General features: G+C 41.6%; 23 protein-coding genes. 1 reads left to right on the top strand and 22 read right to left on the bottom strand.

Annotated elements, in window-relative coordinates:
* Positions 1 to 10 precede the first annotated feature (10 nt).
* The 16 genes from VEB00_13600 to hisZ form a co-directional block, all read right to left on the bottom strand.
* Positions 11 to 1,006 carry a branched-chain amino acid ABC transporter permease gene (locus VEB00_13600; GenBank protein ID HYF84050.1) on the bottom strand — a complete coding sequence of 332 codons (996 nt, stop codon included), beginning with the start codon at positions 1,004 to 1,006 and terminating at the stop codon, positions 11 to 13.
* A 9-nt stretch (positions 1,007 to 1,015) separates the two neighbouring features.
* The gene (locus VEB00_13595; protein HYF84049.1) at positions 1,016 to 1,891 is read right to left on the bottom strand and encodes a branched-chain amino acid ABC transporter permease; all 876 of its coding nucleotides are present in this window, start codon (positions 1,889 to 1,891) and stop codon (positions 1,016 to 1,018) included.
* A 111-nt stretch (positions 1,892 to 2,002) separates the two neighbouring features.
* Positions 2,003 to 3,166, bottom strand: a complete 1,164-nt coding sequence (locus VEB00_13590) for an ABC transporter substrate-binding protein (protein HYF84048.1) — start codon at positions 3,164 to 3,166, stop codon at positions 2,003 to 2,005.
* Between the two features lie 435 nt (positions 3,167 to 3,601).
* Positions 3,602 to 4,243, bottom strand: coding sequence for a bifunctional 4-hydroxy-2-oxoglutarate aldolase/2-dehydro-3-deoxy-phosphogluconate aldolase (eda, locus tag VEB00_13585; protein ID HYF84047.1), 642 nt, complete (start codon positions 4,241 to 4,243; stop codon positions 3,602 to 3,604).
* Entirely contained in the window at positions 4,244 to 5,251 is a 1,008-nt protein-coding gene (locus VEB00_13580; protein ID HYF84046.1) for a 2-dehydro-3-deoxygalactonokinase, read from the bottom strand.
* A 40-nt stretch (positions 5,252 to 5,291) separates the two neighbouring features.
* Positions 5,292 to 6,065 (bottom strand): IclR family transcriptional regulator, encoded by a 774-nt coding sequence (locus VEB00_13575; protein HYF84045.1) that lies wholly within the window; start codon positions 6,063 to 6,065, stop codon positions 5,292 to 5,294.
* Positions 6,066 to 6,264: 199 nt separating this feature from the next.
* On the bottom strand, positions 6,265 to 7,341 hold the full coding sequence (locus VEB00_13570; protein HYF84044.1) for a mannose-1-phosphate guanylyltransferase: 1,077 nt from the start codon (positions 7,339 to 7,341) through the stop codon (positions 6,265 to 6,267).
* Between the two features lie 68 nt (positions 7,342 to 7,409).
* Positions 7,410 to 8,036 (bottom strand): bifunctional phosphoribosyl-AMP cyclohydrolase/phosphoribosyl-ATP diphosphatase HisIE, encoded by a 627-nt coding sequence (gene hisIE / locus VEB00_13565; protein HYF84043.1) that lies wholly within the window; start codon positions 8,034 to 8,036, stop codon positions 7,410 to 7,412.
* 18 nt (positions 8,037 to 8,054) lie between these two features.
* Positions 8,055 to 8,816, bottom strand: a complete 762-nt coding sequence (hisF, locus tag VEB00_13560) for an imidazole glycerol phosphate synthase subunit HisF (GenBank protein ID HYF84042.1) — start codon at positions 8,814 to 8,816, stop codon at positions 8,055 to 8,057.
* A 1-nt stretch (position 8,817) separates the two neighbouring features.
* Positions 8,818 to 9,534 (bottom strand): 1-(5-phosphoribosyl)-5-[(5-phosphoribosylamino)methylideneamino]imidazole-4-carboxamide isomerase, encoded by a 717-nt coding sequence (gene hisA, locus VEB00_13555; GenBank protein ID HYF84041.1) that lies wholly within the window; start codon positions 9,532 to 9,534, stop codon positions 8,818 to 8,820.
* Entirely contained in the window at positions 9,531 to 10,139 is a 609-nt protein-coding gene (gene hisH, locus VEB00_13550) for an imidazole glycerol phosphate synthase subunit HisH (GenBank protein HYF84040.1), read from the bottom strand. The genes hisA and hisH overlap by 4 nt, the downstream gene beginning before the upstream one ends.
* 3 nt (positions 10,140 to 10,142) lie before the next feature.
* Entirely contained in the window at positions 10,143 to 10,742 is a 600-nt protein-coding gene (gene hisB / locus VEB00_13545) for an imidazoleglycerol-phosphate dehydratase HisB (GenBank protein ID HYF84039.1), read from the bottom strand.
* Complete coding sequence (hisC, locus tag VEB00_13540) at positions 10,729 to 11,793, bottom strand: histidinol-phosphate transaminase (protein HYF84038.1); 1,065 nt, start codon at positions 11,791 to 11,793, stop codon at positions 10,729 to 10,731. Before hisC ends, hisB begins: the two co-directional genes overlap by 14 nt.
* Positions 11,783 to 13,078, bottom strand: coding sequence for a histidinol dehydrogenase (gene hisD, locus VEB00_13535; GenBank protein HYF84037.1), 1,296 nt, complete (start codon positions 13,076 to 13,078; stop codon positions 11,783 to 11,785). The genes hisC and hisD overlap by 11 nt, the downstream gene beginning before the upstream one ends.
* Positions 13,053 to 13,715, bottom strand: coding sequence for an ATP phosphoribosyltransferase (gene hisG / locus VEB00_13530; GenBank protein ID HYF84036.1), 663 nt, complete (start codon positions 13,713 to 13,715; stop codon positions 13,053 to 13,055). Before hisG ends, hisD begins: the two co-directional genes overlap by 26 nt.
* 9 nt (positions 13,716 to 13,724) lie before the next feature.
* Positions 13,725 to 14,894, bottom strand: a complete 1,170-nt coding sequence (gene hisZ / locus VEB00_13525) for an ATP phosphoribosyltransferase regulatory subunit (GenBank protein HYF84035.1) — start codon at positions 14,892 to 14,894, stop codon at positions 13,725 to 13,727.
* A 443-nt stretch (positions 14,895 to 15,337) separates the two neighbouring features.
* Here hisZ and VEB00_13520 point away from each other — a divergent pair, with 443 nt between their 5' ends.
* The gene (locus VEB00_13520; protein HYF84034.1) at positions 15,338 to 16,702 is read left to right on the top strand and encodes an EAL domain-containing protein; all 1,365 of its coding nucleotides are present in this window, start codon (positions 15,338 to 15,340) and stop codon (positions 16,700 to 16,702) included.
* Between the two features lie 571 nt (positions 16,703 to 17,273).
* On the opposite strand, the gene VEB00_13515 is transcribed toward VEB00_13520, so the two are convergent.
* From VEB00_13515 to VEB00_13490, 6 genes are all read right to left on the bottom strand, one after another.
* Positions 17,274 to 18,770 (bottom strand): carboxypeptidase M32, encoded by a 1,497-nt coding sequence (locus VEB00_13515; GenBank protein HYF84033.1) that lies wholly within the window; start codon positions 18,768 to 18,770, stop codon positions 17,274 to 17,276.
* Between the two features lie 186 nt (positions 18,771 to 18,956).
* Complete coding sequence (locus VEB00_13510; protein ID HYF84032.1) at positions 18,957 to 19,469, bottom strand: ferritin family protein; 513 nt, start codon at positions 19,467 to 19,469, stop codon at positions 18,957 to 18,959.
* Positions 19,470 to 19,605: 136 nt separating this feature from the next.
* Entirely contained in the window at positions 19,606 to 20,178 is a 573-nt protein-coding gene (locus VEB00_13505; protein ID HYF84031.1) for a DJ-1/PfpI family protein, read from the bottom strand.
* Positions 20,179 to 20,199: 21 nt separating this feature from the next.
* On the bottom strand, positions 20,200 to 20,940 hold the full coding sequence (locus VEB00_13500; GenBank protein ID HYF84030.1) for an SIMPL domain-containing protein: 741 nt from the start codon (positions 20,938 to 20,940) through the stop codon (positions 20,200 to 20,202).
* An 80-nt stretch (positions 20,941 to 21,020) separates the two neighbouring features.
* Positions 21,021 to 24,659 (bottom strand): SbcC/MukB-like Walker B domain-containing protein, encoded by a 3,639-nt coding sequence (locus VEB00_13495; protein HYF84029.1) that lies wholly within the window; start codon positions 24,657 to 24,659, stop codon positions 21,021 to 21,023.
* Positions 24,610 to 25,893: an exonuclease SbcCD subunit D gene (locus tag VEB00_13490; GenBank protein HYF84028.1), complete on the bottom strand. Its 1,284-nt coding sequence runs from the start codon at positions 25,891 to 25,893 to the stop codon at positions 24,610 to 24,612. The genes VEB00_13495 and VEB00_13490 overlap by 50 nt, the downstream gene beginning before the upstream one ends.
* Positions 25,894 to 26,421 lie beyond the last annotated feature (528 nt).

Here is a 26,421-nt window from a genome sequence, read left to right as displayed (position 1 = left end):
TCCTCTTAACTTATTTTATTGGAGCTGGGTCTTGGCTGACCTCTCTGGTAACATTTCGCTTCTTTAACTTCAAGAATCCGAACTCTTTGCCGCCATAGAAACCTTCCGGCTTTTTAATCATCAATACTACAAGCAAAAGTGCATATATGACTATACGCCAATTTGCTAAGAATCTTAGGAACTCCGGTACTACTGTAAGCACTATCGCACTTAATATTGATCCGCTTATACTTCCTGCTCCGCCTGCATACAAGAATACAAGGTAATCGTTAGATTTTAGGAAGCTAAAGGTATCAGGCTGTAAGAACATAAGAAGATGACCAAATAACCCGCCAGCCACTCCGGCCATAAATGCCGCAAACGTAAAAGACAATACCTTATACTTGGTAGAATTTATACCCATTGTCTCTGCAGCAACCTCATTCTCTCTTATGGATATACACGCCCTTCCGAAGGATGAGTTTACAAAGTTCCTTGCTCCGTATATTGCAAGAAGTGTAAATACAAATACCCAGAAGAGATTAGTATACCTTGGGATGCCTGCCAGCCCTCTTGGCCCTCCAACATAGTTTATGAGCCTTATCGTTGCTCTTACTACTTCACCAAATGCCAAGGTTACTATTGCCAGATAGTCTCCTTTTAATCTTAATGTAGGTAATCCAATCAATAATCCCACAAAACCTGCTACGAGCCCTCCAAAAATAAGGGATAAAATAAAGATTGGTGTCTGCGCATACACTGGCCAGCTTGAAGTATTAAAAAGGAGCGTTGTTATCACCGCAGATGCATATCCACCTATTGCCATAAATCCAGCCTGACCTATAGAGAACTGTCCGGTAAATCCATTGACGATGTTTAAGCTTACTGTCATTATTATGTTAATTCCAGCTAGCATTATAATCTGCAGAAGATAGGAATTAATTATATCAAGCTTGTTTAAAGTAAGAATAATGATATAACTTAGAATTATGATCAAAATTGCCTTTTTATCTTTCAAGTAATTCATCTCAGTCACCTACACTTTCTCTATGGTGAATTTACCCATAATTCCCGCTGGTTTAAATAACAATATAAGTATCAATATTACAAAGCCGGCACCATATCCTAAATCTGAGTTTACTGCTGTTGCTAAAACCTCAGCTACTCCCATTATGAATCCGCCTATCATAGCTCCGCGTATATCGCCAATACCGCCTAAAACTGCGGCTACAAAAGCTTTTGTGCCAAGCCAGATTCCCATATATACATCAATCATAGGATATATACTTGAGTAAAAAACACCACCTGCTGCAGCTAGTGCTGCACCTATAAAGAAAGTAATCGAGATAACATTATTAACATTAATGCCCATAAGTGCTGCTGCATCTTTATCAAATTGCACAGCTCTCATCTGGCTGCCAACTTTTGTTCTTGTAGTAATGTAATGCAATCCAATCATTAATATGATGGAGAAAGCTATCATTAAAAGCTGAACACTGTTTGTCCCAACTCCTCCAATATTAAAATCACGCATCGGGAATAATTCTGGAAAAGGTCTTGGTGCAGGTCCTATAAAAGGTAAAGCCCTTGGAAAATTTTCAAGAAACATCGAAACGCCTATTGCTGTTATAAGTGCTGAAAGTCTCGGTTTTTTCCTAAGAGGTTTATATGCAATCCTCTCGGTTGCTACACCCAAAAGACCGGTGAGAACCATTCCAATGATAATTACAGCAGCAACAAGGATATATGGTATGTGCCCCCCACCCAATGCTTGGACAAGAAAAAACACTATAAATGCGCCAACCATCAAAAAGTCACCATGAGCAAAGTTTATAAGTCCTATAATTCCATATACCATTGTGTATCCAAGTGCTATAAGGGCGTAAATACTTCCCAGTTGAAGACCGTACATAGTCAATTGAAGTATGGTAGTCAAATATATCCTCCCCTTTAGATAAACTGATTTTTATTATAGAATCGGCAGTAAGGGTTCCTTACCACCGATTCTTTGAATTATTATCCTTTAATTTGGATTAATTGTTGTTACGTAAGAAGGTACTCCACCCTTATATACATTTACGACAGCACCTTTAACAGGGTTTCTATTTGCATCGAATGTTATTGTTCCTGATGGCACTTCAAGATTTTCTATCTTGGCCATAGCATCTCTTACACCCTGTCCATCCAATGTTTCAGCATTCTTTATGCCTTCCAGTACTACCATAGCAGCTTCATATGCTAAAACAGCATTTGAATTCGGGTTCTTACCATATTTATCTTTATATCTTTTTACGAAATCCTTACAAATCGGGCTTGGATCATCAGGAGAGAAAGCTGCGTCAAATGCTGAACCTTCAACTATATCTACTCCAGCGATATTTGGTACGTCTGGGCTGTCCCATGAATCTCCGCCCAGGAACTGAGCAGTTATTCCCATTTGCCTTGCCTGCTTCATCTGAAGCGGTACTTCACCAAACTGGTTCGGCATAAAGAGTACTTCCGGGTTTGCGGCTTTTATCTTTGTAAGCTGTGCGTTAAAGTCTTTTACATCAGCTCCGCCATATGCCTGAGCCTCAACAACTTTTCCGCCTTTTTCCTCAAAGGCCTTTTTGAAATTCTCCATAAGTCCTTTACTATAGTCATCAGCATTGTTGTATAAAATTGCTGCTGTCTTAGCGCCAATTGTATCTGCTGCATACTGAGCCATAACTTTTCCCTGGAAAGGATCTATAAAGCATGCTCTGAAAAGGAAATCCCCTATCTGAGTTACTTTTTCATTTGTTGTAAATGTACCGATGGCAGGAATCTTTGAAGCTTGGGCAATCGGTCCGCCTGCAAGTATGCATTTGCTCATGTCAGGACCAACTATTGCAATAACCTTGTCCTGGTCAATAAGCTTTCTAAATACATTAGCAGTTGCATCTGGTTTTGCTTCATTGTCTTCATATAAGAACTTAACAGGTATTTTTGTACCTTTAACATCAAGTCCCCCATCTTTTGCCAATTGGTCAGCAATAAGCTCGATACCATTCTTTATGTACTCACCGGCTATAGCTGACTGTCCTGAAATAGGACTAACAACACCTATTTTAATTTCTTTCGGGTTACCACTTGTCGCTGCTGAGCCGCATCCAAATAAAGATAGAGTCATAATAAGAACCAATAGAATACTTAATACTTTTTTCATCTTTTCTTCCTCCCTTTGATAAAATAATTTTAATACACCAAGGTACCTGGAAACTATTTGCTAAAGACCGGCAAGTTCACCTCCCATCTAATCTCCAAATTTGTTTCATCACAGGAATGCTTCTTATTTAAGCTATAAGATATTTTCATAAATTGATATATGCTTTCGGTTTTACTATTTATCATTTAGCATTTGCCATATTTGCTGAGATATATATAATGGTAAGGCTTATTACATATATGATGTATATGAGGTTATATCGTATATTTCACAATGTGAAATATTATTTCATATATTTATTTTACTACCATTTACAAAATTCTGCAAGATAAAATTATAAAACTGCAATTCATAATATGAAATTTCATTTTTAAACTTAGCGGAATAAAAACGACCTACTAAAAGAGACTCGCTTCAACTGACCTGCAGCATATTTTATCTAGCTTTGCTGATCTCATCAATGAATTTTTTAGCAAGTTCCTCTATAGCCTTGTAATTTTCTTTGGCCAGCAAGTCTTTTCTAATTAAACTTCCACCAACCCCTACTGCTATTGACCCTGCCTTAATGAATTCCCCCACATTGTCGACATCTACTCCACCCACAGGCATCATATCTATGTAGTCATAAGGCCCTCTTAAGTCTCTTATATATTTCGGACCTACAGACGACGCCGGAAAAATCTTCACTATATCGGCGCCAAAATCATAACATTTTAAGACTTCAGTTGCTGTATAAGCACCAGGAACCATGATTTTCCCATACCTTTTAACTATTGCTATGACCTCAGCATCTGTATTTGGTGCAAGTACAAACTCCGCACCGCATTCTATAGCTCTTACAGCACTTGCAGGATTCGTGACAGTGCCAGCCCCAACAATTATTTCTCCGCTAAAGCTTCTAAGCAGAGATAAAATTATTTTATCAACCCCAGGAGTATTAAATGTCACCTCGATTGCCTTTACTCCAGCCTTGCAGAGGGCTTCAACCGTACGAAGCGCTTCCTCTTCTCCGATACCTCTAAGTATTGCTACTATACCTGTATCTTTTATTAATCCAAATACATCCGAGCTTCTCACTTATTCACCCCTCCTTACAAGTCCTCTGGCCTTTGCTACCACAATTGAACCAAGTCCAGCCATATCCTTCATTAATTCGTCATCTACCATATGTACCTTGCCATTAAAATAACTATCATTTTTTACTAATATCCCAAATGCTCTCTTTAAAACCTCGCTGCCGCCTATTATTACAGACTCTTCTGGGTTTATCTCTAAAGCATGACTGTTTTTAACTGCAAATAAATCATTCTCCAGCACTGCACCTAGTAAGAAGTTAGCCTTATCGTTAATTGAATAAGTTGTAAACTGGTCCAGTATCCGGATTGTAAAACATGCTCTGTTTAATCCCACATTTCTTGAATAGTTAGCTCCAGCAATAATTAATTCTTCATTTATCTTTTCAACAAATGAATTATTAAGGGCATTAGCAAGAATTGTATTATTTGTTAAAGCTGATAATAGCTCCCCTGCCAACGTTGTAACACATCCTGCAATCTGCTTGTCCTTAGTTACTCTTACAAATTTTGAATGGGAACCGGGAAGAATGACAACAGCTGCTTCTTCTATTTTCAAGCTTTCTATGATTCCAAATGTCTCTACCTCTTCGCCCCTCATTATATCCATTTCTTCACAACTCTTTAGGTCTATATTCTTCAAGCAATTTTTAACTCCAGGAACAAACCATATAGGTTTATCAATTACCTCATCTATTTGAGCTGATACCATGCACTTTGCTAATTTTTCAACCCCTGCAGGTGCCCAAACATGGGGTACCTCATATAAACCAACATTTGAAGTAATCATCCCTGAAGCCAGGAATAAGTCTACCTCTGAAGCTTCCATGTTCTTCTGCTCTAGCGCTATCTTTATTGCGTTTTTTACTCCTTGGTATAATTTTGTCTTGCTTCCGGTAATCGCAGTATCTCTAACTCCTACCTCAACAAATGATCTTGATATAACTTTACCTTGATACCATATCTTTACCCTGGTGTTTGACGTTCCTGTATCAATAGTGGCAATATACATGTAACCATCACCTTCTTGCAATATTCACCTAAAACCATGTTTAATAAAAATATAACTTATCCCTTGCATATCCCAGCCTTTTAGAAATATCTAAAGCCGTATCCGATACTAACTTACCAAATTGCTCCAATCTGTCGCTGTTAATCTTCGAAGCCAGACTTGCAATACTTATAGCAGCAATAGGTTTACCCGACCTATCATAAATAGGTGCTGCAACGCAAAACACATCTTCTTCATTTTCCCTGTCGTCTATTGCATATCCCCTACTGCGTATGCCTTTTAAATCAACTATTAATTCATCATAAGACTTTATTGTATATTCGGTTATTAAAGGAAGCTCGCTTCCCCCTGTTATCTCTTTTATCCTATTGTCTGAGTAAGCGGCTAGCAAGGCCTTCCCAAGGCCTGTACAATACATTGGGTTGCTGGAGCCCAGCACGGAGGTAGTCCTGGTTGATGAAGAACCTTCCACTTTGTCCAGGTACACTGTCATTCCATTAACCTCTACCGCTAAAAATACAGTTTCACCCGAATTCTTCATCATATCTTCCAGTAAGGGACGTGCCTCTCTGTTTAAATCCATTTTTTTCAGATAAGCTGTTCCTGATTGAAAAAGTTTTATCCCTAATTTGAATGTCTTAAGGTTCTCGTCCTCAATTTGTAAGTAGCCTTTTTCCAGCAGAGTATATAATAGCTCAAACGTACTGCTCTTAGGTATGCCAAGCTTATGGCTTATCTCTGTTATAGTCACGGAGCTATCCTGCTTTGCAATAAAATCAATTATGTCTATTGCTCTTGAGGCAGATTTGTTTATTTTTATAATACTCTCCCCCTATTCCGTTCGCATATGTGAACGCTGTTCGGTATACCATTTTCATAATTGTACCTCGCATTTTACATAATGTCAATAATTCATAAACCTGACACATATGCGAAAAGTATGAAATAAAAGATATTCATAAAATGGGGATGTAACGAAACTTTAAGCTTCATTACATCCCCATTTTATATGTTTATACATATTTAATATTTTCCTTATCTTTTTGAAGCTCTTTGATTAAAAGCTTGATGTCCTGATCTCTGTCCTTTTTGCATACCAGGATCACATCTTCCGTTTCTACAATTATAAGATCCTCAACCCCCAATGCGGCGATAAGCCGCTTTTCGCCATACAATATGCAGTTGTGGGTATCCAATACCGTGTGCTCACCCTTAATTGAATTGCCGTTCTCATCCTTATACATATATCTTTCAAGAGCAGTCCAATTGCCTATATCGTCCCAGGAAAAGCTGCTCTCCATAACATATACATCCCATGTCTTCTCCAATATTCCATAGTCAATTGATATACCATCAATCTTGTGATATTCTTCTTCAACTATCTCGGCTTCCTCAGGGGTGCCTATATACTCACCCATTCGCTTCAGGCATTGATACATATCCGGAAGGAACTTTTTATACTGTTTAAGCAGCACAGCCGCTTTCCAAATGAACATCCCGCTGTTCCAGAGATAAGTTCCTTTATCAATGAACTCCTGTGCTTTTTCCCTATTTGGCTTTTCTGTAAATCTTTTTATTTTATAAGTCGGTATTTTCAAAATACCTTCTATGCTTTTCCCCGTTTCAATATAGCCATAAGCCGTTTCCGGCCTGGTAGGCCTTATTCCCATAGTTACAAGGCAGCTGTCCCGACATGCTATATCCAACCCCTGCTTCAGGGTTTCCATGAATTTCACTTCATCCTCTATATAGTGGTCAGAAGGAAGTACAATCATAACCGCTTCAGGGTCATTTTTCAATAGCTTCACAGCCGAATAACCTATGCAGGCGGCTGTCTCTTTTATCATGGGTTCGATTATGAGATTTTCCTCAAGTATTTGCGGCACTTGTTCCTTTATAGTGTTTACATGGCATTTGTTTGTCACCATATATATATTCTCCAGGGGAATGAACTTACTGATCCTGTCCACAGTAAGCTGGATCATTGTCCTTTCTCCTACAGTATTCAAGAACTGCTTGGGATACATTTTTCTGCTTTTAGGCCAGAACCTGCTCCCCGAACCTCCGCACATTATCACAACATAGTTCATAATCACACCTTCCTCCGTAATAACTATATTATGCGGAGCGGTGCTATTAGTGAACTGTCGGAAACTATTTACTTGAATCTCTTATAAAGTTCACCCGCAATATCCTCAAGACATACATCCATATATTTCATTAATACAGTTAAATGATAAAGCAAATCGGATATTTCATAAATGATTTCTTTCTTGTTTTCATTCTTTGCCGCTATCACTACCTCTGTACTTTCCTCTCCCACTTTCTTCAATATCTTATCAATGCCTTTATCAAAAAGATAGCAGGTATATGAGTTCGGTATCGGATTTTCCTGCCTCTCCCCTACCTTCCTATACAGTTCTTCAAGGACCGCTCCAATATTTGCAGCTCCTGTACTTTCGTCAGCCACCAATATGCTTCTGTAAAAGCAGCTTTTATTTCCCGTATGGCAGGCTGCGCCCTTCTGCTTCACCTTTATAAGCAGGCAATCTCCGTCACAGTCAAGTAATATCTCCTTAACCTCCTGAGTGTTTCCTGAGGTTGCCCCTTTTTGCCATAGTTCATCCCTGCTTCTGCTGTAAAACCATGAACGCCCTGATTCTAATGTTTTTTCCAGGCTTTCCTTGCTCATGTATGCCTGCATCAGCACTTCACCTGTTTTATAGTCCTGTACTATCGCAGGCACCAAGCCTTTCTCGTTGAATTTTATATCATCAATAAACATATGAACTTCTCCAATCAATTATATTCTTACGCTTACTCCCGCTAAAGACAGATAAGCCTTTAAATCTCTTATAGCCAGATGACCATAGTGAAACAGTGAAGCTGCCAGCGCGGCATCCGCCTTGCCTGTTGTAAGCACCTGATAAAAGTCCCCTTTGCTGCCTGCTCCCCCCGAAGCTATGACCGGTATATTGACCGTTTCTGCAACCTTGGAGGTTAAGGAGATATCATAGCCTTCCTTAGAACCGTCGGCATCTATGCTGGTAAGAAGTATCTCTCCGGCTCCCAGTTCATAAACAACTTTGCACCATTCCAGCACATCAATGCCCATGTTGGTTCTGCCCCCGTGAATATATACCTCCCACCCGGCTGCTCCTTCCCTAAGCTTTGCATCAACCGCAACAACAATACACTGGCTTCCATATCTCTTTGCCGCTTCTTCAATCAGTTCAGGCTGCTTTACCGCAGCGCTGTTTAGGGATATCTTATCTGCGCCGGCGTGCAGAAGTGCCTCAATGTCACCAAGGCTGCCTATACCTCCCCCTACCGTGAGGGGTATGAATACATCCCTTGCAGTTGCCTTCACCACATCAAGCATAGTACTTCTACTCTCTATAGAGGCAGTGATGTCCAGAAAAACAAGCTCATCCGCTCCTGCAGCATTATACATTCTTGCTGCTTCAACAGGATCTCCTGCTTCTCTGAGGTTATTAAACCCAACACCTTTGACTACCCTTCCGTTCTTTACATCAAGGCAAGGTATAATCCTTTTAGCCAGCATATTACCCCTCCACAGCCTTAAGGGCATCCTCTAGCTTTATGACTCCGGCATACAAGGCTTTGCCTATTATTGCTCCCTCTGCGCCTGTACGCTTAATTGCCAGAAGGTCGTCTATACTCCTTACCCCTCCGGAGGCGGTTATTCTTGCTCCCTCAACATTGCACATTTTCTCTATACCATCAAGGTTAGGTCCGCTCATTGTTCCATCCCTGGAAATATCAGTGTATATTATATTCTTGCAGCCTTTGCCGACAATTTTGCTTGCGAAGTTATAAGCACTGAATTCGCTCACATTCACCCAGCCTTTTATAGCAACAAAGCCATCTACGGCATCAATGCTGACTGCAATCTTATCCAGATATCTCTCAATGCCATTTTCCAGAAGTTCTTCATCCAATACCGCACCGGTACCTATAATGACTTTTGCTGCTCCTATATTCAAAGCCTCTGTTAAGTCTGCAATGCTCCTAAGTCCTCCTCCGATTTGTACGGGAATTCTTACTGAATTTATTATTTTCTCAACTGCAGCTCTATTTCCCGTTTTCCCGCTGAAAGCACCATTCAGGTCAATAATGTGCAAAGCCGCAGCACCCTTCTGCTCCCACATTTTTGCTGCATCTACCGGGTTTTCATAAAATATTTCCTTCTTTTCAAGACTTCCCTCTTTAAGTCTCACACATTTCCCATCATAAATATCAACTGCCGGATAAATTCTCATATCAACATCTCCTTAATATTATTCAATATAGTTAACCCAGTCTCACCACTTTTTTCGGGGTGAAACTGCATACCTAAAATATTGTCCTTTTTCACAACTGCGGGTATATCGTCTCCATAGCTGCTGACAGCGCATATATTGGCGCTATCCTCTGCTCTTGCATAGTAGGAATGTACGTAGTATACATAGGCTCCATCCTTAATCCCCGAAAGCACCTTACATTCATTTTTATTTTGCAGGGTATTCCAGCCCATATGAGGAACCTTAACGCTGCCGGGAATTCTGTCTACCCAGCCTTTAAGGAGCCCCAATCCTTTGGTCACAGCCCCTTCTGTACTGTAATCAAACAGTAGCTGCATTCCTAGGCAAATTCCCATTATCAATTTTCCTTTAGCGACCTGGCCTAGAATTATATCCTCCAAGCCATTTTCTGATATATTAGCGCAAGCATCGCTAAAAGCTCCGACTCCCGGCAAAACGATTCCCGCACAGCTGTCAAGCACTTTTGCATCCTTTGATACAACTGCATCAACACCTATATACTCAAATGCCTTTTTCAGGCTGTATATATTACCAACACCATAATCAACAATTCCCAGCTTCATAGCCTATACACACCCCTTTGTAGAGGGTACACCAATCGAAGGGCTCCTGCCCGCCGCCTCTTTTAAAGCTCTTGCCACCGACTTAAAAATGCATTCAGCATTGTGGTGGAGATTTTCTCCGTACAGCAGGTTTATATGCAAGGTAATGAAAGAATTACTTACAAGTGCTTTGAAAAATTCTTTAACATTCTCTGTGTCAAAATCCCCTATACAGCCTTGCAGTGTACTGCAGTTGTATACAAGATTTGCCCTCCCGCAAAAATCCACCGCTGTCGTACAAAGAGAGTCATCCATGGGAAGCATTATACTGCCATACCTTGCAATACTGACCTTATCCCTGGTGCATTCATACAGCAGCTTTCCCAAAACTATTCCCACATCCTCCACAGTATGGTGCAAATCTACCTTTATATCCCCCTTTGCCTTGACAACAAGGTCAAAACCGCTGTGCAGGCTCAGCTGCTCCAGCATGTGGTCGAAAAAAGGAGCACCTGTATCTATATCATACTTTCCGCTTCCATCCAGGTTTATATTTATATAAACCTCAGTCTCATTTGTCTTTCTGGATAATTCCGCAGTCCTTTCTTCATTAGGCTCCTTCATACAGCACCTCCTTAACAATTTCATAGAACTTGTCATTTTCTAAGCGGCTGCCGATTGTAACCCGCAGACAGTCTTTAAGTATAGAGTTGGGAAAACTTTTAATATGAATCTCTGCTGCTTGAAGTCTCCTATATATTTCGACCGCATATGGGGAGCGTATCAGAATGAAATTACTCCAGGATTCAAAGCACTGAAGGTTTTCAAGAGATGTAAGCAGTTCAGCAAGTCTTTTTCTCTCAATTTTTAATATTTCAATTCTTTCTGTCACTGTATCGAGGTTTTCCAAAACCTCTACTGCTGCAGCTTGTGCAAACGTATTTACATTGAATGGTGAACGAACTCTGTCAATATAGCTTATGACCGATGGGCAGGCTAGCATATATCCTACTCTTAATGCTGCTAATCCAAGAGCCTTAGAGAATGTCCTCAGTATTATGAGGTTGTCATATCTGGAAAGAAGTCCTGCAGCAGTCAAGCCTGAAAACTCAAAGTATGCCTCATCCACAAGTACAATACCATTGACCTTCCTCAATATCTGTTCTATCTCTGATAATTCAAGCCTTCTGCCGGTAGGATTGTTGGGGTTGCATACAAAGACAACCTTAGGTTTTTCTTTTTCAAGGCAATCGATAAATTCATCAAGCTTGATTTCAAAATCGCTGTCCATGTTATACTCCCATATTCTGGCGCCGCAGATTGTTCCATATATCTTATACATTGAGAAGGTAGGATTATGGACAGCTATAGTGTCACCCGGGTCTATAAAGGCCTGAAGCACCATATGTATAAGTTCGTCAGAGCCGTTGCCTACGCTTATTGATTCAGCACCAATGCCTGTATACCTTGAAATCGCTGTTTTGAGGTCTGTACAGTCACTATCCGGGTATCGGTTGAACTCCATTGTTTTAATCTTTTTAATGAGAGCTTCCTCCACTTTATTACTCAAACTCCAAGGTATTTCGTTTTTATCAAGAGCTATGCCCTGTGTCTTTGATTCCACCTTATAGCATTCAAGCTCAAGCGCTCTTTTTGACACTAACTTATCTATCATTTTGAAGCCTCACTTTCAATGCGTTTGCATGGGCTTCCAAGCCTTCCGCTTCAGCAATTTTCATAGCAGCAGGCCCAAAGGCCTCCAAGTCCTCTTTGCTGTAATATATTAAGCTTGATCTTTTCTGAAAATCCCTGGTTGAAAGGGGTGAAAAGAAAGCTGCGGTACCATAGGTAGGCAGGACATGATTGGGACCTGCGATGTAATCACCTATGGGCTCTGTGGAATAACCTCCAAGGAAAATAGCTCCTGCGTTTTTGATATCCTTCAATATTCTGAAGGGGTTTTCCGTTATTATTTCCAAATGTTCCGGAGCAATTTTATTTATTATATCCGCGGACTTCTCTATGTTATCAACCACAATAGCTGCCGAATTATTTGCCAGTGCATGGCTAATTATGCTCTGTCTTTTCATACCTGCAAGCTGTCTTTCTATTTCAGCATTTACCCTGACTGCAAAAGCTTCAGAGTCAGTAACCAGAAAACATCTGGCCATTTCATCATGCTCTGCCTGAGATAGAACATCAGCTGCAACCCAGCGTGCATTAGCGCTGCTGTCTGCTACTACCGCAATTTCGCTGGGCCCCGCTATCATGTCAATATCTACAAATCCGTATACTTCTCTCTTTGCAGCTGCTACGTATGCATTCCCCGGCCCTACAATCTTGTCGACCTTTGGCACAGTCTTGGTGCCAAAAGCTGCTGCTGCCACCGCTTGAGCCCCGCCTATCCGAAAGACCTTGTCAATCCCAAGAAGCTTTGCTGTCACTGCTACATATGGATTGATATCACCATCCTCAGAAGGAGGGGTCAATATGATTATTTCTCTGACTCCTGCAATTATGGCTGGCACTGCGCACATTACCACAGTTGAAGGGTATGAGGCTTTTCCGCCGGGTACGTATATTGCAGCCTTGTCTATGGCAGTAACCCTGCTGCCCAGCACGCTGCCGTTATCCGTCACTATGTTGAAATCCTTGTCGCCCATCTCTTTGTGAAATCTTTTCACATTAGCTATACTCTTACTGATAGCTACTATGAAGCTTTTATCTACTTCCCTTGCAGCAGCCCCCAAGGCATTGGCACTAACCCTGAAATCCTCTATATCCTTCACATTATCAAACCTTCTGCTGTACTCAAGGACTGCCTTGTCCCCTCTGTCCCTGACATCTTGTACTATTTTTTTTACTGCAGCAGTCACTTCTTCAGGTATGAAGCTATAGCTCTTTTGTCCTAAAAAGCTCTCCATACTGCTTTTGTCATCCCATGACAATATTCTCAGCACGGGTCTCACCTCCTTCAATGGCCGTACTTATAGCTGCTACAAAGGTGCTTATACTTTTGTTTTTCATCTTGTAGCTGACCCTATTCACTATCATTCTCGCAGTTATATCACAAATTTTCTCATAAACTACCAGTCCGTTTTCCTTCAAGGTCTTTCCGCTTTCAACAATATCAACTATTGCATCCGATAATCCGACAATGGGAGCAAGTTCTATTGAGCCGTCCAGCTTTATTATCTCTACAGGCTCTGATTTGCTGTTAAAATATTCCGCCGCTATTCTAGGATATTTGGTAGCGATTTTTCTAACTATAGGTCTCACCTGCTGCTTCTCAGAAGGGCCTGCCAAGACCATCCTGCAGCTGCAGGTTTTCAAGTCCAGTATTTCATATACCTGGTTTTGAGTCTCCATAAGTACATCTTTCCCTACAATGCCTATATCTGCCGCCCCACTTCCTACATATACAGGAATGTCAGAAGGCTTTACCATAAAAAATTCTATTTCGTTATCCTTATTGATAAAAACTAGCTTTCTGGAGTTTAAATCAATTATATTTCCGTAGTCACTTGTATCAAGCAGAAGCTCACTTACCTTTTCAGCCACTCTGCCTTTTGCGATAGCTACCTTCAGCATTTCCATCACTCCCTTCTACTTAAAATTTAATATCTCATCATAACCGTATTGCCTGCAGTATTGCTCAGGATCGGATATGTCCAGACAGTTTATCAGGTTTACGGTTATTCCGTCTTTTCTGCGGCTTTCAGAATACCTCAAAGCTTCAATGAAGCTGTTGTCACTAAAGATGGCTAATATCTTGTGTTCCCTCTGCTGCTTCATGTTCTCCACTGCTGCTGCTTCAATCATACTGTCAACATATATTGCAAACCCTGCTGCAGTTGTATTTAAACCCAGTTTCCCAAGCAAATCATCATATCTGCCTCCCGAAATCACCACATCGCCGGTTCCCTGGGCATATGCCTTAAAAATCAACCCGGTATAATACTTCATATTCCCTGTCATCCCAACGTCTATTATAAGATTGGCCTCCAAACCCATTTCTCTGCTTTTCTCACATACTTCAAAAAGATGGTCAGCTGATTCCCTCACAGTATCATTGATTATAATTTCATCAATACTTTTGAAAATGTCCTCGGGTCTCCCAAAAAAACGCGGCAGCTTACAGATTATTTCCTTATGCCTGCTGCTAATTGAAAGGGTGGATACCTCTTTTTCAAGTTCTACCAGATTCTTTTTGCCAATCAGGTCTATAATATAGACTTTCTTTTCTTCTGCTATGGCTAGCTCTTCGAAAATACCTTTGATTATTCCTACATGTCCTATATCAATCTTGTAGTTTGTTACTGAGGCTTCTCTGAAGCTTTCCTTTGCCATCCCTATGATTTCTAAATCCAACCACTTACCGGAACATCCGTATATCTCCGCCCCAACCTGGCAAAATTCTCTCCCTGTCCCTCGGTTTTTCTTATCTGCCCTGTATACATTTCCCACATAAAACAGCTTTAAAGGCTTTTGCTGCCCCTTCAGCTTTGTGGCAACAACCCTTACTGTTGGAATTGTCATGTCAGGCCTTAGAACCACTACCTTCCCGTCACTGTCTATTGTTTTTATGATACTTTCATCATCAACCGGTGATATATCACCGGAAAATAGCTCATAATACTCAAACAGCGGTGTTTCTATACGGCAAAATCCGCAGGACTGCATATAATGCAGCAGCCTCTCCTGCAATATAGTTCTTTTGCTGCTTTCATCAGTAAGAATATCCCTCATACCCTGAGGAATTCCAAAACTTTGCATAGTTAATCCCTCTCCTTGTTCTCATTTAAATTAAAATGTACGGGCGAACAGTGTTCGCCCCTACAACTATTGAAATTTTCTAAAAAACAAAACCCCGTAGGTTTAATTAACCTACGGGGTTTTTAATATCGCATCCCATAGGCACAAGCGCAAACAGCACTCATGCCCATGGAAAATTTCCAAAAAGGCTTAAGCGCTCTGCCTATGATGATGCATTCTATTTGTCATACAATTAATGGTATTCATAAAATCAGCTCCATAATTATGTTTAAAGTTGGTTTTCACTTAATATAATACAGAATACGCCTTGTTGTCAATACTATAGTTAAGTATAATAATACTATTTATTGAATTCTTATGAATTAACTTAAAATTCAGAATGATAATGCCGAAATATATATGTAGGGACAAAAAACTCAAAAGCTATCGGGAGGTGTGTCGTTTTGGTTTTTAGATTTGGCAGTAAAAGGAAATTTTTATATTCAGGTACGATAAACATGGAAGAGAAAGTTAAAGACAAGATCCATTATGATACGCTGACACTTCTACCGAATCGTAAGCTTTTCTATGATCGGCTTAACGAAGCTTTTGAAGGTGCCTCAGAAGTAAGTACCCCTGCGGCAGTATTGTTCCTCGATTTGGACATGTTTAAGAACATAAACGATACACTCGGACATAATATAGGTGACAAGCTCCTTCAGAGCGCAGCCGGCAGACTTGCAAAAACAGTACCCGAGACCTCCTTTTTAGCCAGAATGGGCGGTGACGAATTTGCGGTACTGCTTAGCGGAATTGGCAGTACTCATGATGCTGTACTCTGCGCTATGAACATATTGGATGCATTCAGCGAGGCTTTCATAATACAAAGTCATGAGCTGTTTATTTCACCCAGCATAGGAATAGCGGCATATCCTGACCATGGCATCGAAACCCATGTAATACTCAGAAATGCAGCTTCAGCAATGTATCGTGTAAAAGAAAGTGGCAGGAACAATTATCAGGTATACTCGAATGACATAAATCATAATACCCTGGAAAAGTACAACCTGTTAAAAGGCCTACGCCATGCTATAGATAATGGTGAACTGGTGCTTCATTACCAACCTAAGGTAGATGGCAAAACTGGTGAGCTGGCGGGTATGGAAGCCCTTGTCAGATGGCAGCATCCGGAAAAGGGACTTCTTTATCCTGCTGATTTTATACCTATGGCAGAGGAAACAGGCCTCATCAAGTATGTGGACGAATGGGTGCTTAATAGCGCCTGCACCCAGCTTAAGACTTGGCGCGAGCTTGGATTTACCAATCTTCGCCTTGCAGTCAACCTTTCTGCTTGGCAGTTCAAAGAACAGCACCTTCCTGAGATTATTATGAATGTACTTAGTGAGAAGGGACTTGATTCCTCATGTCTCGAGCTTGAGATAACAGAAACGGCCGCGATGGAAAACCTTAAGTTTACTGTAAATACTCTGGGCAAGCTCATCAATATGGGTGTCAGTATATCCATTGATGATTTTGGGACAGGCTATTCATCTCTTAACTATTTGAAGCATTTCCCTATAAATTTCTTGAAAATTGATCAGAGCTTCGTAGCTGATATCCTTGAGGACAAGAACACCTATGCTATCGTAAAAGCTATAATAGACGTGGCTCATACCTTGAATCTTAAAGTAATCGCTGAAGGGGTGGAAACCAGGGAACAGCTATTGCTGCTGCAGCAATTGGATTGTGACGAGCTTCAAGGCTTTTATATAAGTAAACCTCTTCCTGTAGAAGAGGCTGAAAAGCATATCAATACTTCGATGTTATGAAATAGTCGACAGACCACCAAAATAAGAACAGCCATGTCATAGCAACATAGAAGCATTAACTTTGTATATCGACTCACACAATATAAGCTTTGGACAGAATTAGAGCTTGATACTTGTAAAATTCTAACGCACATAAACCCAACGTCCTGTTGGTATGTGCTAGATTTACATCACGTAAATCTTACGAATTTTCCTACGTATCAAGCTCTATTCTGTTACCCAAAGACTTATAAGTGTTCGCTGATATACAAAGCTAATGCTTCCATATATCGTTACATAGCTTTCATCTACTTAGTAACTAATTGGTAGAACAGCCATATCAATAGCCTAAGTATGTCTATACAGAAATTGTTAATGGCACTTAGAAGCGGAGCCTTAGAAAAGTCGTATGCGAGGCAGGACGCCGAAGCAAGCCTTCCACGTCCAGGTCTGGATATTGGAAGGCGTTAGACTTTTCTTAGGCGGAGTGAATTAGTGCCATCAATTTCTGTATACTCATATGTGGCTATTGACATGGCTGTTCTTATTTTGGAGATTTATCATTAACCGCTTTTACTCACGACAGCATTTTTTAGAGCTTATATATTTCCTTGTATTTATTCTCCAGATAATCTATCAGGTACTTGGGATTGATCTCCTCGCCGGTGACTTCCTTCAATATTTCTGACGGTTCAAGCAGTTTGCCATACTTGTGTATCTTTTCTGAAAGCCATTCTTTTATCTTTATAAGCTCGCCGCTTTCCACAAGCGCATCAAAATCCTTGATTTCCTTCCTTGCTGTATTATACAGCTGTGCTGAATAGATGTTGCCCAAGGCATAGGAGGGGAAATATCCGAAGCTTCCTCCTGCCCAGTGCACATCCTGCAGGACGCCTTGGGCATTATTAGGCGGCATTATCCCCAGATATTCCTGCATCTTCTCATTCCAGACCCTTGGCAGGTCTGACACCTTTATTTCCTTGTTCATGAGAGCCTTCTCAATTTCATACCTTATCATGACGTGGAGGTTATATGTGACCTCATCAGCTTCAACCCTGATAAGGGAGGGCTCCACCTTGTTTATGGCTCTATAGAACTTCTCAAGAGCTACATCCTTAAGCTGATCCGGGAATACATTCTGAAGCTCCTCGTAGTACCTTTCCCAGAAGCTGCGGCTTCTTCCGATTATGTTTTCCCAGAACCTTGACTGTGACTCATGTATTCCTGAGGAGGTTCCGGTGTAAAGCGGTGTGCCATTTAACTCATCAGAAATGTTTTGCTCGTACAGTGCGTGTCCCCCCTCATGCAAGGCACTCATAAGGGCGCTGATGCAATCGTTGGAATAGTAGTGAGTGGTTATTCTCACATCTCCAGGACCTATCCCAATAGTGAAGGGATGCTCACTTTCATCAAGCCTTCCCGCTTCAAAGTCATAACCCATCATTTCCAGTATATACAGGCTGAACTCCTCCTGCTTTGCCATATCAAAATACTGCTTCAACAACTCCTCCTCAGGCTGGTTAGGAGACTCCTTTATCCTTGCTACCAAAGGCACTATCTTGCTTCGCAGTTCATCAAATATCAGATCCAGTTTGTCAACTGTCATTCCTGGCTCATAGAAATCCAGCAGAGTGTTGTACTTATTATCCTTATAACCCCATAGCTCAATGAACTCCATGTTGAAATCAACTATTTTCTCAAGATAAGGCCTGAACAACTCGAAGTCGCTGCTGTTCTTTGCTTCCTCCCATACAGATTCTGCTTCAGACGTCAGTATCACATATTCCTTATATTTATCTGCTGGAATTTTCTTGTATTTATCAAATTCCTTCCTGCATTCCTTTACTACGGCTTTCATTATATGGTCCAGCCTGACCTTATTGCCAGGCTCATCAAAGTATGCCAGGTATTCCTCCATCTCAGTCGAGGTAGAAAGCTTGAAGGCTTCTGCTGACAGCATGCCAATGACTTCAGCCCTTTGGGGTACGCCTTTTCTTGGGGCTCCTGTTCTTAGATCCCAATAAAGTACTGACAATGCGTCATTATAGTATTTAATCCTCTTCACCAGCTCTAAAAAGCTATTTCTCATTTCATTCAAATCCTTGATCAATTTACTACCTCCCCTTACAGGTGAATTTAAATTTGATATTATAATTCTATTATATTTATTCCTTCAAGTCAAAATGTATTCGACCCTTGTATTATTTTATAGTTGTGGAATATGTGCACCATTAACAATAAAAAAACGATACTTAAAAGTATCGTTTTATCGCGTTTATTTTGCAAACAGTATAGATGCCGCATCTTCCCAGTTCTTACTAAGAAGTTGTTCATACTGCTTCTCGAAGTAATCCTTGTGCTGACCCTCCCAGACTGAGAGCTCAGTCAGAATTTTCTTGGCGACCTCATCATCTGCAATTTTGACCGCATTCTTGTAGAATTCCTCGAATTCCTTCTCGATGAGATATGCCATCCTAATAACCATAAGGTCAGAAATTCCATTCTCGTTTTCCCCGAGTATGTTCGAGGTATCCGCAAGAATATGGGGGTCTTTCATTGCAAGGTCGCTGGCTATATTCCATGCCAGCTCCTTAGGCGGTTCCTTTTGCATAAGCCCCTCATACCGTTTGGTCAAATACTCATGGTGCAGTTCTTCGATACTAGCCATCTTGTTGAATATTTCTCTTAACTCCTTAGATTTCACCTTATCCCCGTAGTAGTTATAGAAATCCCTTGCATCCTTCTCCATCCTGGCTGCAAACTTAAGTATCCCGCTGACTTTATCCATACAGGCATCAATCCTCCAGTAGTATTTTAATATTGTAACTACTGGATTATTTTAACCAAACACAAATTATTACATACCTCACTGGAAATGCCTGGAAGCAAGACAAGACGTGCAAGGCGAAATACTATCCCTAGAGTTATAAGAGTCCCTTATATGCATCTGAATATTCTTTCTTTTCTTCTGGTTTCTCATATATTCCCAAATAGTCACCGATTTCCACCGCAAAATCTACGAATGCAACACCTACTGCTGTTATCATATTCCTGTCTCTCACTATTTTCTCATCCAGGAAGTTATATCTAGGAAAGAAATCCACTTCCCCGCTTTCCTTCAATTCTTCAGTTGTAAGAGTAGTAGTATACTTGTGGTTTCCCAGCACTCCAGCCCTCGCAAAATACTGAGGTCCAGCACATATAGCAGCCAATAGCTTGTTTTCTCCGTCAAGCCTTCTAATAAGCTCAGTAAGCTCTGGTCTTTGCTCGCTGTTCCAGCCTCCAGGAATAATCAGACCATCCACATCCTCAAGCTGTAAAGCTTCCGTGACTGTTGCCTTCGGAAAATAAAGCAGTCCGGGTTTTGCGGCAACCGCAGCCTTATCGTATGCTATAGGAACTATCTCTCTGCCTGCATAATGGCCTGCAAAGTGAGTCGCCAGTGTAAGCTCAAAATCCGCCATATCATTGTAAACAAAACATAGTATTTTCCCCATTTGTTAACCCCCTGTTTTTCTCTATTTCATTTCGAAGGTGCACGTTACTACAGCAGTTATCTCTTTTTCCAGTGAAGATGTATCATTTATTCCGTAATCAGCTACTTCTGTTGAATATAAAGGCGTAATCTGGAACACACCCATTTTTGCTGATTTTAAGGCGCCTATTTTACTGCCGGTATTCTGAGCTATCTGCTCAGCCCTATTTTTTGCATCCTTGGTAGCCTCTGCAAGCATGCTGACCTTCAAGTCAGCGATTTTGGTATAGAAGTACTGAGGAGGATAGGATTGAAACTCCACTCCATCGTTAATAAGCTCTGTAGCTTCCCTTGAGATTTGGCTTATCTTGTCAACATCGCTGGAGCTTATCTCTACCCGCTGGTTAAGCCTGTAAGCAATGATATTATTAGTATACTGCCCATTGAAGTTTACCTCGTATACCGGGCTCGTATCTATGGATGAGAATACAAGGTCCTTTTCAGTGAGACCTTTGCCCAGCAAATACTTCCTTACCTTTTCTGAGTCTACCTTAAGCTTGGCATAGGCCTCTGCCATCAAGTTCGACTGACAGGAGTAGTTTCCTTTCCATACGATAAGGTCTGACTTTATTTGCTGTTTCGCAGAACCCGCAACGGTTATAGATCTGTTCCCCTTTATCTCTACCAAGCCATCAGTTACTATAAATGTTGATGCTATAAGGCCTGCAGCGAGTATAACTGCAACTAAAATTAAAGCAATGTATTTTTTGTTTTCCTGATTCATAATTACCTCCTTTACATAAATACCGGGTTAAACATTTTCTCTTAAATTTCCCGGGAAATAACAAGTTTCCGACATATTTTTTAAGCCTTTTCTATAGAAACCCTGCTTCCTGAAACATTGATGACCGGAGCTTCCACTACAAGTCTCCTTGTAATCCTGCTCTTCATTTCCGGCACATGACTGATAAGCCCGATTACTCTTTTCTGGGTGCTCAATCTTTCCAGTGCATCTATTACTGTATCGAGAAGACTGCTGTCTAACGTTCCGAAGCCTTCGTCAAGGAAAAAGAACTCAAGCGGGCTCTGTCCTTTGAGCTGTATCTGAGATGATAACGCAAGGGCAAGTGCCAGAGAGGCCAAAAATGTTTCACCCCCGGACAGCGAGGTTACAAGCCTGCGCATTCCCCCGTTAGAGTCATCCCTGATAACAAACCCATTCTCCATATCCAATTCCAGGCCATACCTATGTCTGGTCAGAGTGCCTAATGTTTCAGAGGCTTCCTTCGCTATGTACCTTAGACGTTCCTCAGATATATACTCTATAAAGCCATTGCCTTTAAGAAGATTCTTAAACTGCTCGAGATGCTCTTTTTTTCTGGAGTGCTCCTGCAGCTCCTTACCAAGGGAAAGCCAATTTGCATAATTGGACTTGATTGTTTCAAACCTGTTTTTCGCACTTTCATATATCGCTATACTATTTTCCTTTTCGAGCTTCAGCTCCTCATACCTGAGGCTGATTTCCCTCCACAGATCTTCTGTGATGCTCCTTCCTGACAGCTTCTTATCTATTAACGCTTTGTGTGCTTGTCTGCTGCTCACTTGCTCTTCGTATTCCTTTACTGTGGTTTCCTGTTGTTCCAAGCTTTCCTTCGGTATAAACGCATCCTCTACCGCTTGCACCGAAATGAAACCTTTGTCCACAAGCCCCTTTTCCAGCCTCTCAGTATCACTCCTCAGCTTTTCTTCATATATCTCCCTCTGCTTCTCAAATACCTTTTTATCCTTAATAGTCTTTTCGTATCTTTCCCTGACAATATTGACGTATTCCTGAGCTTTTTGTTCCCCCCCGGTTAAGGAATCCATTTCTTCCTCGGTCTTTGCCATTTCTGTCTTTATATCCTTATTTCCTATTAGAGCTTGGATTTCTTTCTCCTTCTCCTCCTTCTGGTATTTGAAACCTCTGCCCTCAGCCGTATTTTCAGAAAGCTTCTCCATATCAAGTGCTTTCGACTCTTCAGCTTTCTCTATTTCTTTTCTTTTCCCTGCCACACTATTTTCAAGGCTTTCTATCTCTCTATGAAGGCTCTCCGCCTCACGGTCATTGTTCTGTATTCTTCGCAGCTCACCATTCATACTGCTAACTCCCAAGCTCCTTACAATACCATCATAGGCTTCCTTCTTAGTGCAGCAATCCTTCTCAACCTCAATATAAACCTTCCTCAGCTCCTCAAGGTGCTTCCTGTTTGCTTCAAGCTGCGAGCGCTTTCCGCTGCTTTCCACCTGGTAAAGGTTATACTCTTCAGCTGCCTTTTTCTGTGCTGCTTCCAAATCCACAAGCTTGTTCTCCCAATCTTCGATAGCCTTGAGCCTTTCCTGCTTCTCTCCCGACATTTTATCAAGAGTGCCCTCTATCAAAGTAATGGACAATTCCTGATATTCTTCAGGGAGCTTGTTCTGCAGCTCCTTTTGCTCATCTTGCTTAGCTATTACATCAGCCCTCAAGGCTTCTTTTTGATTTCTTAAATTATTATGCTGTTCAGAAAGCTTTATGCCTTCATTTTCCAGAACTCTGCATTCCAAATCGAGCTTTTCAATCATGGAATTCAGTTCTTTGACTGCCTCTACGCTTGTTGCTGCATCAGCACCCTCTAAATGAGCAGCCGGATGTGGATGTGCCGTAGACCCGCAAACAGGACACGGCTCATTCTCCTTCAGGTTCTGCGCCAATAACAGCGCAGTATTCCTCTCCTGCTCCTTCTTCTTCTCCTCAAGGGAAGTTCGACTCTTGTCAAGCTCCCCTTGATTATCCGCCTTCTGGATACTAAGTCCATGCATTTTCCTCTCCAGCGCTTGAAGCTGCTTATTATATTCAGACAGCTTCAGCTCTAACTGCTCAACATCTCTGTGCTTGAGCTTCAGAGCATCAGTGATTGACTTTATAGCATAATATCTTGTCTCAGCTTTTAGTATGTCATTCCTGTCCCACCGCTTAATTCCCTTGTGCTGATTATATAAAGCTCTCGCCGCTTCCATTTCACTATATAATTTGAGACCTGACTTTTCTAAGCCTCCAAGCTCACTCTCTTGTCGTTCAATAGCATTCGAAAGCTCATCGCACCGGCTTTTCTGTTGTTCCTTCGCCTTTTGCGAGCGATCCAGCTCTTCCTCCAGAGCGGCTCCTTTCTGCACTTTATCTCTATAACTTACATCGAACTTTAAGGCCTCAGCATGAGCTTTCTTCTCCGCCACTTTTCCCAGGACCTCTTCAAGCTTCGATTTGTGCGCTGCTATGATCTCATCCCAATGGTCCACCTTTTTTTTAAGCAGCATGTGCTCGTTTCTAAGCCTCTGAAGGGTTTCCTCCATTTTCTCAAGCTCACTTTTTGTCTGCAGCGCTTTTGCAAGCTTAGTCCTATGCTCTACAAGCACAGGAATCCTTTCCTGCCTTAATGCGCTTGCCTTCTCAAGCTCGCCTTTGCTCTTTTCCAGCTGGCCGCTCAACTCTGCAAGGCCTGTTTCCAGCTTTTCCAGTCCTTCTGCCGTTCTCTTCAATTCTATTTCTGTTTTTCTAAGATCACTTATGGTATCAGTGAGGCTCTGCGCCGCCAAAGCCCTTTTGCAGCGGCTCCTTATAGAATCAATTTCTGCTGCTTTGCTTTGCAGCTCCTGTTGCTTCAGTACTGCCCCCTGCAATTCTATGGAAAGCTCCCACACCTCTTTGGCTTCGCTATATTCTGCTTCAGAAGCTTTTAAGGAGTCATCCATGCCCTTTCTATGCTCTATTGATGCGCCAAACGCAGCTTCTGCTTCTTTCAGTGAAGTCTCAGAGATACCACCCAATACGGATAGCGCCCCTTCAATCCCCGAAAGCTTGTTCCTTATCCTTCCGAGCTTCCTGTTTACCTTATCCATTAGCTCTCTGCCATACTCCTCAAGGTAGAATATACGCTCAAGCATCTTAGTCTTTTCGGCCTTTGGCGACAGAAGAAACTCCTGGAATTTATTCTGCGGCAGCACAACAGAACGGGTAAAGTCGTCGAACTGCAATCCGATAAGCTCAATTACTGCCTCGTTTACTTCTCCTTGTTTATCTGCAATAACAACATCACCGGAAGCTCCAAGCTCAAGCAATCTTGCGACTCTTGATTCTATGGAGCTTTCCGAGTCCTTCTTTCTTCTATAAACCCGCTCTACTTTATAAGTCTTTCTCTCATTTGACTTAACCAGATCAAAGGTAAAGGATACCCTCATATTTGTCGCAGACATGTTTATTATACCCTGGGTGCCCCTGTTTGCCCTTTGCACGTTGCCATACAAGGCCAGGGTTATTGCATCCAGAATTGTTGACTTTCCACTGCCCGTGGGTCCGAATATGCCAAACAGACCTGTTTCTCCAAGTTTGTCAAAATCTACAGTCTGTGACTCTTTGAAGCTTTGCAGCCCCTCTATCTCAAGATACCTGGGTCTCAATATCTTCACCCCCAAGCAGCATTTCTTCATTTTCCCCTTCAAAGTCTCCATTAACTACTTCAATGAAGGTTTCCAGCATTTCCTCAGCTGCCTCCATACCTGTCTTGTACCTGTAATAATCCTTAAAAAGCTCCTCTATTCTTTTTCCTTCCCGGCTTTCAAAGCTTATTACACTGTCCTTTTCATCCGTTACAACCGGTCTGATGTTTATGATTCCGGGATTGAGCTCCCTAAGCCTTTTCTGCTCCTCCAATGTGAGTGCCCTGTCTGTGTGTATCTCAAGATCTATCCAGGCATTCGGGTCTCTACCCTCTTCACACCACCTTAAAGCTTCCTCTATTCCGTTTTTTGCCTTCCACTGCTTCAATTGCTTCCCTGAATTGAGGTATACCTCCTTAACCTCCGAGACCTTGCCCGGAACTGCATCCACAATGTATACCAGCTTGCTGTAATCAGTCTCAGAAAAGCTGTATGCTATAGGAGAGCCTGAGTAATATGCAGGTGACGGTGAGCTTTTTATCCTCTGCGGTCTGTGCAGGTGTCCCAACGCTATGAAATGAGCATTATCCGGGAGCAAACAAGGATCTACAACCAAAGCTCCCCCAAGCTGCCTTTCAGAGTCTGATGTCATACCCTCTCTGAGGTACAAATGGCTGACAACAAGGTTCACTGTATCTTCTCTGAAGTTGCTGCTCAAATGGCGCAGCAATTCTGCAATTTTATCAGAATAAGCCTCTTGAAGCTTGTCTTCCTGCGACTCGATTGACAAAAGCTGCTCAAGCCTGCTTTCAGACGGGTATGGAAGGGCTATTATAACAGCGCTGTGCTCTAATCCCCCAAGCTTTAGCTCCAGCCATCCCGGACCTGCTTGCAGTATTACGGAAGATCGGGGGTGACCTTCCCTGCTATAGGCTCCATATACTGCAGCATCACTTCCCGGATATCCCAGTAATACTATTCCGTTCTTATATGCCAGAGGGCTGGCTGCGCACAGCCTGTCAGGACTGTCGTGATTACCTGCAATTACGACAACTGCCCTTGTACCCTTGGCATTCAATCTGTCCACTGCATCGTAAAACAATTCCTCAGCCGCAGAAGACGGGTTATATGTATCAAAAATATCACCAGCCACAAGCACCAAATCAACTGCTTCGCTTTCTGCAATTCCACATAGCTCGTCTATAAACTGTCTCTGCTCTTCTATCCTGTTTATGTTCTCAAGGGTCTTGCCCAGATGCCAGTCTGATGTGTGAAGTATTCTCATGGCTTTCCTCCTTATTTGGCCCGTGCCCCGTGGCTCGTGCAAATCTTTGGTATTCCTATTGGGTCTGGTTGCTCGTTTCGCGTTTCGAGTTGCGCGTGGTTCAAGAAAAGCCTTCGCAGTCTTGTACTCCTCAACTAATATATGGCTAAAATGTAAATTCATAATCATATTGCATATATCTATATTCTATCGGATTATTTACCAAAAGACAATTCGCTATATAGTTGACATAATGCTTTCATGAGCAAATACAACATGATTGCTGTCTGAATGTCTAACTTGGCTCATTAGAGTTGAAAACAAGGACAGCCATGTATAGCAACATAAGAGCATTAACTTTGTATATCGACTCACACAATATAAGCTTTGGACAGAATTAGAGCTTGCTACTTGTAAAATCCTAACGCACATAAACCCAACGTCCTGTTGGTATGTGCTAGATTTACATCACGTAAATCTTACGGATTTTCCTACGTATCAAGCTCTATTCTGTTACCCAAAGACTTATAAGTGTTCGCTGATATACAA

This window comes from Clostridia bacterium (assembly GCA_035628995.1).
Lineage (GTDB): Bacteria > Bacillota > Clostridia > Lutisporales > Lutisporaceae > BRH-c25.
This window is presented reverse-complemented; position numbering and strand designations above follow the sequence as displayed.

Bases quoted from the DNA above. Each gene is read 5' to 3' on its own strand.
- VEB00_13600 (HYF84050.1), bottom strand. From the start codon at position 1,006: ATGAATTACTTGAAAGATAAAAAGGCAATTTTGATCATAATTCTAAGT.
- VEB00_13595 (HYF84049.1), bottom strand. From the start codon at position 1,891: ATGTACGGTCTTCAACTGGGAAGTATTTACGCCCTTATAGCACTTGGA.
- VEB00_13590 (HYF84048.1), bottom strand. From the start codon at position 3,166: ATGAAAAAAGTATTAAGTATTCTATTGGTTCTTATTATGACTCTATCT.
- VEB00_13580 (HYF84046.1), bottom strand. From the start codon at position 5,251: ATGTATATTGCCACTATTGATACAGGAACGTCAAACACCAGGGTAAAG.
- VEB00_13570 (HYF84044.1), bottom strand. From the start codon at position 7,341: ATGAACTATGTTGTGATAATGTGCGGAGGTTCGGGGAGCAGGTTCTGG.
- hisIE (HYF84043.1), bottom strand. From the start codon at position 8,036: ATGTTTATTGATGATATAAAATTCAACGAGAAAGGCTTGGTGCCTGCG.
- hisF (HYF84042.1), bottom strand. From the start codon at position 8,816: ATGCTGGCTAAAAGGATTATACCTTGCCTTGATGTAAAGAACGGAAGG.
- hisA (HYF84041.1), bottom strand. From the start codon at position 9,534: ATGAGAATTTATCCGGCAGTTGATATTTATGATGGGAAATGTGTGAGA.
- hisH (HYF84040.1), bottom strand. From the start codon at position 10,139: ATGAAGCTGGGAATTGTTGATTATGGTGTTGGTAATATATACAGCCTG.
- hisB (HYF84039.1), bottom strand. From the start codon at position 10,742: ATGAAGGAGCCTAATGAAGAAAGGACTGCGGAATTATCCAGAAAGACA.
- hisC (HYF84038.1), bottom strand. From the start codon at position 11,793: ATGATAGATAAGTTAGTGTCAAAAAGAGCGCTTGAGCTTGAATGCTAT.
- hisG (HYF84036.1), bottom strand. From the start codon at position 13,715: ATGGAAATGCTGAAGGTAGCTATCGCAAAAGGCAGAGTGGCTGAAAAG.
- hisZ (HYF84035.1), bottom strand. From the start codon at position 14,894: ATGCAAAGTTTTGGAATTCCTCAGGGTATGAGGGATATTCTTACTGAT.
- VEB00_13515 (HYF84033.1), bottom strand. From the start codon at position 18,770: ATGAGAAATAGCTTTTTAGAGCTGGTGAAGAGGATTAAATACTATAAT.
- VEB00_13510 (HYF84032.1), bottom strand. From the start codon at position 19,469: ATGGATAAAGTCAGCGGGATACTTAAGTTTGCAGCCAGGATGGAGAAG.
- VEB00_13505 (HYF84031.1), bottom strand. From the start codon at position 20,178: ATGGGGAAAATACTATGTTTTGTTTACAATGATATGGCGGATTTTGAG.
- VEB00_13500 (HYF84030.1), bottom strand. From the start codon at position 20,940: ATGAATCAGGAAAACAAAAAATACATTGCTTTAATTTTAGTTGCAGTT.
- VEB00_13495 (HYF84029.1), bottom strand. From the start codon at position 24,659: ATGAAGAAATGCTGCTTGGGGGTGAAGATATTGAGACCCAGGTATCTT.
- VEB00_13490 (HYF84028.1), bottom strand. From the start codon at position 25,893: ATGAGAATACTTCACACATCAGACTGGCATCTGGGCAAGACCCTTGAG.